The organism is Collinsella sp. LCP19S3_B11 (assembly GCF_052121915.1).
Taxonomy (GTDB): domain Bacteria; phylum Actinomycetota; class Coriobacteriia; order Coriobacteriales; family Coriobacteriaceae; genus Collinsella.
On record NZ_JBQKDI010000014.1, the window covers coordinates 49,315 to 56,831 of the forward strand.

Here is a 7,517-nt window from a genome sequence, read left to right on the forward strand (position 1 = left end):
GTGTCTCGAATTTGACACTTTTCCGTACTTTTATAAGGCTGATTTCGACACTTTTCCGAATGTTGGCCGAATAATTGCCGCGTAATCAAGCGCCGTCTGCACATCATTTCGCAGTCAACGCTTGATTTGTGTCCGCGCGCGCTGGTAGACTCCATCGTGCCCGCAAGGAGCGGGCGTGTTTTATCCAGAGTCGGGGTAGAGAGTTGGCTCCACGATCCCGACGCCAACCGGCCAAGAGGCACGGTGGCCCTGCCAACATCGATGAAAGGAGTCCGTATGGACAACTTCTCCGTGCGCAGCGAGCGCAACTTCCACAATCTGGCAGCCAAGCCAAAACGAATGCATCTTCTAGACGAGCCGAACGGCTATGCCTCGGCCATGGTCAAGAGCAGTCTCTCCCACCAGATGCGCTTTACGGTGCAGGTACTCGAGGAAGAGCTCTGCGCCGCCGGCGACCCGCATGTGTTGCAGATCAAGCTGTTCGGAGACGACTCGCGCGAGCCGTCGAGTTGGAAGTTGTTTGCAGACGGCATGTGCGTTGCGGACGGATCCGGCGCCTTTGCCCACGAGTGCTTCTGCGAGGGGGCCGAGGTATTCCTGGACCTGTGCCGCGACGCCGTGCGCGCGGCCGAACTGCACCAGTGGAGCCAGAGGGAGTATGAGCTGCTGAGTGCTGCCCGCGGGATTGCGGGGATGTAGGCAGACACAGGCGGCATCATGGTGGCGCGCAGTCTTTGATCACACGGTGTCAAAAGGCTGGATCGTGTCGGGAATGTTGGTGTAAGCGCGCCGACGGCTGACCGCTAAACGCAAGCGGCCCCTGTCCCAGAATCTGGAATCGCTACATAACACAGGTTCTGGGAAAGGACAGGGACCGCTATGGAGATATAAGCGGACGCGATGCCGGAGAAGGCCGCCATCCCGAGGTCGACCGACGGGATGGTCGACATCCCGTCGCTGCTCAGGCTGCTCGCCGAGCAGGTGGTCAACGCCATCATGGACTAGGAGGCCGACCAGCTCTGCGGCGACGGGGCCAACAGCAGGAACGGCTACCGCAACCGCACGCTCGAGACGTGCGCGGGCACGCCCAACCTGAGAACCCCCGAGCTCAGGACGGGCAGCTTCTTCCCCGAGGACGTCCTCGAGCGCCGCCGGCGCGTCGACCGCGCGCTCGTCGCGCCGGTGGCCGAGATGTACGCCACCGGCACCGGCACCAGGAAGGTGCAGAGGATAGCCGAGAAGATGGGCATCGAGAGGCTCGGCAGGGACCGAGTGGGCGCGATCGCCGCGACCCTCGACGCCGAGATAGCCGACCTCGCGGAGGGGCCGCCCGATGCGCGCGCGATACCCTGCATCTGGCTCGACGCGACCTGCGTCAAGTGCCGCCGCGGGGGCCGCGTGGCTTCGACCGCGGTGGCCACGGCGATAGGCTGCGACGAGTCCGGCTGGAGGCGGGTGCTGGGGGTATCCGTGGCGGGCACGGAGTCCTTCGACTCGTGGCTCGGTTTCCCGCGGAAGCTGCGCGACCGCGGCGCGACCGGCACCGAGCTCGTCGTATCCGATGCCCACGGGGGCCTGGTCAGGGCCATAGGCGAGGTCTTCCGGGGGGGCGGCCTGGCAGCGATGCGCCGTGCACCTGGTGCGCGACTGCATGCGCGAGGCCGGCTCCCGGCAGCTGGGGCGCCGCGTGGGGCGCATCGTCTCCTCGGTCTTCCGCGCCGGGGACGCCGCCACCGCCGTGGCCATGTACCACGCGGCATGCGAGATGCTGGAGGGGTGCTGCCCGAGGGCGGCGAGGGTGCTCGAGGAGGCGGAGCCCGACGCGCTCGCGTACCTGGACTTCCCGCCGTCGCGCTGGAAGCGCCTGCGCACCAACAGCGTGCAGGAGCGCGCCAACAGGGAAATCAAGCGCCGCTCGCGCGTGGTGCAGGTCTTCCCGTCGGAGAGTTCGCTGCTCAGGCTCGTGGGCGCCGTCATGTGCGACCAGGCCGAGACATGGTCCGGCTCGCGCTACTTCTCGGAGAGGAGGATGGCCGAGATACATGACGCCGCGTTCAGAATGGGTGCCGCGGGCGAGCACGACTGGGCGGAGCTGGAGAAGGCGGCCAGGAAGATGATCGAATCCAGCCTGGAACTTGCCGACAGCGTGGAGGCGGCCTAGGATATCAACTGATTCCGGATATCGGACACAGGGGCCGCAAGGCCCTTACACCAACTTTCTCGACACTACCGAAATCGGCTCACCAGCAATAACCGCGAAGGATAGATAGGTCATTAAGGATGGATGCAGGAAAATCTACGATAAGCGGCGTGTTCAACGGATCGCGCCTGCTCGAAATACCTTTCTACCAAAGGGCGTACGTCTGGGGAGAAGAGCAATGGGAGCGCTTCCTTGGCGACATGGAATTCGTCACGGCCTCTAAGCGACCTTATTTCCTTGGTTCCATCATCCTGAAGCAGGCCTCCTCCGGTAACACCTGGTCCGAGGTGTCCGAGGTTCGCACCGTCATCGACGGCCAGCAGCGACTCACGACCATGGTCATCTTCTTCAAGGCACTCTGTGCGAAAAACGTCACAAACAATTTGTTTGAGCGAGATTTCGTCCTGGAGACCGGCCAAATCGCCCTAAGGCACGGCAAGTACGACCGGCAGGATTTCGAGAGGGTCGTCAGCGCCACGGACTGCGAGCCCATCAAGGGCACCTCGGCCATCATCCGCGCCTACAACTACTTCCTCAAGAATATCGACCCAGAGAGGGTCGACAGGAACACGATCAAGTCGAACGTCCAGTTCGTCTGCATCGACCTTACCGAGGGCGAGGACGAGCAGCAGATATTCGACACCATCAACTCGCTCGGGGTGCGCCTGACGACGGCGGAGCTCCTCAAGAACTACTTCTTCAACCGCGAGAACGAGCAGGCGTTCAAGGAGTGCTGGGAAGACGTCTTCGAGCCCACGGCTGAGAAGAGGGAGTATTGGGAGCAGGAGGTCGTGACCGGGCGCATCAAGCGCACGCTCGTCGACCTGTTCTTCGACGCGTTCCTCCAGATCCTGGTTCAGGACAAGAGGCGTGGCGTCACGACCGAGGACAAGCTCTTCTATTCGCGCACGTCCAACCTCTTCCAGTCCTACAAGGACTTTATCGGCAGGTACTGCAACGGAGACAAGGACGAGATCCTCAGCAGCATGAAGGCGTATGCCAAGGTGTTCGAGTCCACGTTTGACCCAAGCTGCTGCGACGCGGACATCCCCTCCGCCCCCGGCATCGAGCGCCTGAACGTGCTCATATTCGGCCTCAAGAACTCGACGCTCATCCCGTACGTGCTCTACGTTCGCAAGAACGCGGAGTCTTCGGGCGAGGAATCCGAGGTCTTCGCCCTGCTTGAGACCTACATCATCCGCCGAACGCTGGTTCAGGCGACCACGAAGAACTACAACAGGCTGTTCACCTCGCTGATCCTGAACGAGGTGAAGGACGCGGAGGCGCTGAGGAAGGCTCTCGAAGCCAATGACGAGGCGACGACATACATGCCCGGCGACGCCGAGGTTCGAGCGGCATTCGAGGAATCGTGTCTGTACAACCTCCAGTCCAAGGGCGTCCTCTATCTGCTGGAAAGCGCCATTCGCCCAGGCATGAGCAGCACAGCCCTGCTCGGATTCAACCAGTACACCCTCGAGCACATGATGCCCAAGAAGTGGCGAAACAAATGGGGAACCCTCGACGACGAAGCCGCCACGCGAAGGGACCGGAAGCTCCTCACGCTCGGCAACCTCGCCATCATCACGCATTCGCTCAACGCCTCCATCCGCGATGCCGATTGGACCACCAAGAAGCAGGGAAAGGGATACAAGGACGGCTTGGCCCTCTGCGCCGCCGGCCTTGCGACCATGGCCGATGCCTTGGAGAAGAAGACTTGGGACGAGGGCGACATCGCAGAGCGCGCCGAATGGCTTGCGGACAAGGCGTTGGAGGTCTGGCGCTAGGCCCTACCTGCGTCCCATCTCGAAGATATCTACACAATCACTTCCTCAGAACCATCGCCCGTCTCGGCGTTCTCCTCTAACACCTTGAAAATTGTGACGTTGTCGGGTCCGATGACAATCGTGTCAGCCTCATTGAAGGCGAAGTTTATCGTTTCGAGCTCCTCCTCATTTCGATCGGCAATTTCTCGGACAACGTTTTCGTTTGAGACCACATCCTGCAGCTTTGCGCGCTTCTCAGAGATGTCCGCCTTCGCCTTAGCGCGCATGCGCATCGGGTTGAGGCGGTTCACGTTTTCCCCGCTTCGCGGAGCAGCCCCAGGACAACATTCTCGACCTCACGGTCGTCTTCCGAGCGCTCAGCGATAGCGAGCGGTTTTCCTCCCACTTTGGAGATTTTCTCCGAAAGGGCGAGCCTCGCTTCCCCTCGAACGGAAGAAAACCCGTCCGCCATCCGTCTTGTTATTTGCCCGTCGGTTTCAATTCTCTGCCTCGTGTAGTCGCCCTCGAAACGCATGCCTATCTGCTGAGCCATAACGAAAAGCTGGAATGCCACGGCGGCTCGCGTTTCCATCGCGGAGAGCTTCTCCGCCTCCTCGGCTATCTTTTCCGCCGAGAGGCGCTTCCTTGCCCGCACCTCGGCTGAAAAGTCCTTCATGCACTTGAGCTCATAGTTCCACGCCTTGTTTGCCTCACGCTGTGCGTCCTCAATAATCTGCAGCGCGACTTGACGCTTCTCGGTGCTGGCGCCGTACTCCTGGCACTTGAGAATAAGGCGATCAAGGGCGTCATATGCCGCTTTGAGCTCGGCATCGCGCTCGCGCTGCATATCTCGCTGAATCGCCTCGATGCCGGACTGAAGACCGTCAAGTTTCTCGTTTATCTGGTTCATATACGCCATGCCCACCGCCACCGCGGCACCCTGAAGCGCAAGGTTTGCCACCGCAGCGGGTTGAAGACCAGCCTGCTTGATACCAGCCATCTCGTTGAACTTACCGTCACTGTCAAAACTGGAAAGGAGCTTATAACCATCCCATTCGGGTGCCTTGCGTGAGCAGAGGTCCGCCCAGCCCACGCCCTCTGGGAACCTGACCATCGCCATGCCGATCTCGTTAACGCCCTGTGCGACGTTGGCGCCAAACGGTATGAGAGCATCTGCCGCGATAGCAGCCTTGCTTCCTACAGGAAGACTAACGGTCCTCACTGCAGAATCCTTGAGAGCCGCCAACTCATTTTCGGATATCCTCGAAAGAGCTTGCTCCTGTGCGAGCTCGATGGCGGCAACGTCATTGGCGGATTCATCGGCCTCTTCGGTACCGAAGAGGCGGTCTAGGAAAGACATGAGGCAGCTCCTAATGGGACGGATGTAGTTGCGGTTATTATCCCACCGCCGCCGAGGCCAGAAGGCGGGAGAACGCATCGGCTCTCGTAGCGGCAGAGCGCGCGGCGAAGGTCAAACAAACGAGAGCGGTGTCCATACCTGACACCAGAGTTAAGCCCATCTTGATGACGGAGAGGGACCAAAGCTAATTAAGCCTACAGGTAGGGCAGCATGAAAATGGCGGGCAAATAAGATAACTGGCCCCGCAAGCCCACTAACAGCGCCTTCGACGATTGAATCTCGGCACTATTCAGCCCATGAAAATGGCGTGTAAAAAGAATTTGGGCTCGATGACTTGAGTCAGAGTTCATTCCGGAGCCCTGCCTACCTCCCCTCCGCCTTCAGTTTCAGCAGCAGGTCGCCCAGCTCGGGGCACTTGCTGGAGAGGCGCGTCTGGGCTCGCTCGCCCATCCCCCACCGCTGGCGGATCTCCTGGGCGCGCGGACTCACGTGATAGTCCCCGTCCATCACCTGCTTGAGCAGCTTGGCGGTCACACGCGCATCGGCAAGGGCGCTGTGGGCGTGACCCGTCGACTCGTCGAACTCGATGCCAAACCACATCGCCGCGTCACCCAACGAGACGCGCCCATGGCTGCCCACGTCCATAATCGAGGTGTAAAACGCCTGCAGGTCGGCCCAGTCCGTAGGAAATGCGGAAAGGTCGATGTGCTTTGCCTGGCACTCGGTCAAAAGCTGTTGACGGTCCGTCCCGCTCCAGCAAACCACCTGGGCGGAGTAGCGACCAATCCAATCGCTGAGCCTTTTGATCACCACATAGAGCGGATCGGCCATCGCGGTGTCCACGGCCGATATCCCCGTGAGCTCGCGGACGGGATACGCAACGCCTTCGGTAAATTCCGTCTGCACAAACTGCGAGAACTCGCCCATAACGTTGCCGTGGTAATCGAGCTTGACGGCGCCGACCTCGATAATCTCGTTGCGCAGCCCACGGCGCTGGCGTTGCTTTGGCACCGGCGCAAACTCAAAGTCCAGCACAATCTGGCGCGCAAAGTTCGTCGTATCGATAGCCGAGATACCCGGCGTCTTTTCAGCTGACACGGTTATGGCCTCTCTCCGTTGCCTGCCGCTTGCTACATAGGCGGCTACATTGCCGTAAGGATAGGCGCTCGTGCGGACATGAAAGCGCCCAGCGCGGCCACCCGGCACCCTTGCGTAAAGCTGCGTTTTGAGATGGTCAGATCGCTGTTATTATCGAACATATATTCGTATTTATGACTGCAGTTTGATAGACTGGTTATTGTTGACGGCAGTTCCATGTGCCGGGCAGCGCCCTCCATGCGACGGGAGGTGATGCCCATGACCGATCTGATTGATTTCGTGAAGCTCCTGACCTCTTTGGTCTCGCTCCTCACGGCGCTTATCGGACTTACCGAGGCACTCAAGCAGCGTACGAAGCAAGACGATATGAGAAAGCCATTTGGGTCGCCTCCCCCGCGGCGCAGCTTCTTTTCGCGGGCTCGGGATGCCACAATGGGCTTTGAGTATCGGCCCGTGCGGTAGCCCTTACCGCACCTGCGGGGAGGAGGCTTCCCATGCCCCATGTTACCTCCATCGGCCTGGACGTCCACGCGCAATCGGTCGCCGCCGCGGCGTTCAACCCCTTCACCGGCGAGGTGGTGCACCGTGACTTCGGGACGGACGCCGCCGAGATCGCGGAGTGGGCCCTCGGGTTCGAGGAGCCCAGGGCCTGCTACGAGAGCGGCCCCACCGGCTTCCACATGGCGCGCGAGCTGCGCGCGCTCGGCCTCGACTGCGCCGTGGCCGCCGTCTCCAAGATGCAGAGGCCGGCGGCGGACGCGCGCCGCAAGAACGACCGGCGCGACGCCGAGTTCATCGCCCGCATGCTCGCCACCCACAACATCGTGGAGGTCCCGCTGCCCGATGCGGCCGTCGAGGCCGCCCGGGACCTCGACCGCGCCCTCGACGACGCCACGGCGGAGTGCCGCCGCGCCAGGCAGCGCCTCAACATGTTCCTGATCAGGCTGGGCCACGTCTGGGACGAGCGCAACGCCGACGGGACGAGGAAGGGATCCTGGACGCGCGCCCACTGGAGGTGGATATCCGGGATCAGGCTCGAGGGGCCCCAGCGCGACGTGCTCGAGTACTACGTCACGGCCGCGAGGTGCGCGGAGTC

Annotated in this window: 7 protein-coding genes, 1 pseudogene and 1 riboswitch; of the genes and pseudogenes, 5 read left to right on the forward strand and 3 right to left on the reverse strand. The window is 61.4% G+C overall.

Annotated features, from left to right (window positions below; translation table 11 throughout):
* The first annotated feature begins 177 nt into the window (after positions 1-177).
* A riboswitch (SAM riboswitch) is annotated at positions 178-268 on the forward strand.
* A gap of 8 nt (positions 269-276) precedes the next feature.
* From ACTQV4_RS08075 to ACTQV4_RS08085, 3 genes and pseudogenes are all read left to right on the forward strand, one after another.
* Positions 277-699, forward strand: a complete 423-nt coding sequence (locus ACTQV4_RS08075; RefSeq protein WP_441569593.1) for a hypothetical protein — start codon at positions 277-279, stop codon at positions 697-699.
* Between the two features lie 201 nt (positions 700-900).
* Positions 901-2,161 (forward strand): annotated as a pseudogene (locus ACTQV4_RS08080) (IS256 family transposase).
* A 119-nt stretch (positions 2,162-2,280) separates the two neighbouring features.
* Positions 2,281-3,984 (forward strand): DUF262 domain-containing protein, encoded by a 1,704-nt coding sequence (locus ACTQV4_RS08085; protein ID WP_441569594.1) that lies wholly within the window; start codon positions 2,281-2,283, stop codon positions 3,982-3,984.
* Between the two features lie 29 nt (positions 3,985-4,013).
* Here the strand turns inward: ACTQV4_RS08085 and ACTQV4_RS08090 are convergent, their stop codons facing one another.
* The 3 genes from ACTQV4_RS08090 to ACTQV4_RS08100 all read right to left on the reverse strand — a co-directional run bounded on the left by ACTQV4_RS08090 (position 4,014) and on the right by ACTQV4_RS08100 (position 6,421).
* Positions 4,014-4,250 (reverse strand): hypothetical protein, encoded by a 237-nt coding sequence (locus tag ACTQV4_RS08090; RefSeq protein ID WP_441569595.1) that lies wholly within the window; start codon positions 4,248-4,250, stop codon positions 4,014-4,016.
* A gap of 20 nt (positions 4,251-4,270) precedes the next feature.
* Complete coding sequence (locus ACTQV4_RS08095; RefSeq protein WP_441569596.1) at positions 4,271-5,323, reverse strand: hypothetical protein; 1,053 nt, start codon at positions 5,321-5,323, stop codon at positions 4,271-4,273.
* 363 nt (positions 5,324-5,686) lie between these two features.
* The gene (locus ACTQV4_RS08100; protein ID WP_441569597.1) at positions 5,687-6,421 is read right to left on the reverse strand and encodes an exonuclease domain-containing protein; all 735 of its coding nucleotides are present in this window, start codon (positions 6,419-6,421) and stop codon (positions 5,687-5,689) included.
* Positions 6,422-6,679: 258 nt separating this feature from the next.
* On the opposite strand from ACTQV4_RS08100, the gene ACTQV4_RS08105 reads away from it, so the two are divergent.
* Both ACTQV4_RS08105 and ACTQV4_RS08110 read left to right on the forward strand, forming a co-directional pair.
* The gene (locus ACTQV4_RS08105; RefSeq protein ID WP_441569598.1) at positions 6,680-6,883 is read left to right on the forward strand and encodes a hypothetical protein; all 204 of its coding nucleotides are present in this window, start codon (positions 6,680-6,682) and stop codon (positions 6,881-6,883) included.
* 32 nt (positions 6,884-6,915) lie between these two features.
* Positions 6,916-7,517: IS110 family transposase (locus ACTQV4_RS08110; protein ID WP_441569599.1), on the forward strand; the 602-nt coding region annotated here is incomplete at its 3' end.

Coding starts and splice junctions, on each gene's coding strand:
- ACTQV4_RS08090 (WP_441569595.1), bottom strand. CDS start 4,250: ATGCGCGCTAAGGCGAAGGCGGACATCTCTGAGAAGCGCGCAAAGCTG.
- ACTQV4_RS08095 (WP_441569596.1), bottom strand. CDS start 5,323: ATGTCTTTCCTAGACCGCCTCTTCGGTACCGAAGAGGCCGATGAATCC.
- ACTQV4_RS08075 (WP_441569593.1), top strand. CDS start 277: ATGGACAACTTCTCCGTGCGCAGCGAGCGCAACTTCCACAATCTGGCA.
- ACTQV4_RS08105 (WP_441569598.1), top strand. CDS start 6,680: ATGACCGATCTGATTGATTTCGTGAAGCTCCTGACCTCTTTGGTCTCG.
- ACTQV4_RS08085 (WP_441569594.1), top strand. CDS start 2,281: ATGGATGCAGGAAAATCTACGATAAGCGGCGTGTTCAACGGATCGCGC.